This window comes from Pseudomonas sp. EA_65y_Pfl1_P113, assembly GCF_963970525.1.
In the GTDB taxonomy this organism is placed as follows: Bacteria; Pseudomonadota; Gammaproteobacteria; order Pseudomonadales; family Pseudomonadaceae; genus Aquipseudomonas; species Aquipseudomonas tritici.
Genome location: NZ_CAXAQM010000171.1, coordinates 1 through 698, shown reverse-complemented (window position 1 = coordinate 698; position 698 = coordinate 1). Strand labels below are relative to the sequence as shown.

The 698-nt window shown below is 61.6% G+C and carries 1 pseudogene; it reads right to left on the bottom strand.

Annotated features, from left to right (window positions below):
• Positions 1 to 698, bottom strand: a pseudogene (locus AACY52_RS28960) (DNA polymerase III subunit alpha); the annotation flags it as partial.

The window sequence follows — 698 nt, the reverse complement described above, 5'->3', positions numbered from 1 at the left end:
ATCGGCTTGTCCGAGCGAATAGCCGGCCAGGATCTGCGCCGCCTTCATCACCTGTTCCTGATAAACGAAAATGCCGTAGGTTTCTGACAAGATGCCTTCGAGCAGCGGGTGCGGATAGGCGATCTCTTCCTGCCCATTCTTGCGACGGCCGAACATCGGGATGTTGTCCATCGGGCCCGGACGGTAGAGCGAGACGAGCGCGATGATGTCGCCGAAATTGGACGGGCGAACGGCGGAAAGCGTGCGCCGCATGCCTTCGGATTCGAGCTGGAACACGCCGACCGTGTCGCCCTTTTGCAGCAATTTGTAGACGCCCTCGTCATCCCATTCGAGCGCGTCGAGATCGACCACCACGCCGCGCGCGGCCAACAGGTCGATCGCCTTTTTGAGCACCGACAGCGTCTTAAGACCGAGAAAGTCGAACTTCACGAGGCCCGCACCCTCGACATATTTCATGTCGAACTGGGTGACGGGCATGTCCGAACGCGGATCGCGGTAGAGCGGCACGAGATCGGCAAGCGGACGGTCGCCGATCACCACGCCCGCGGCGTGGGTCGAGCTGTGGCGCGGCAGGCCTTCGAGCTTCATCGCCAGATCGAGCAAATGCCGCACGCTGCGATCGTTCTTATATTCGCTGTGCAGTTCCGACACGCCGTCGATCGCGCGTTTCAGGTCCCACGGGTCGGCGGGAAGGTTGG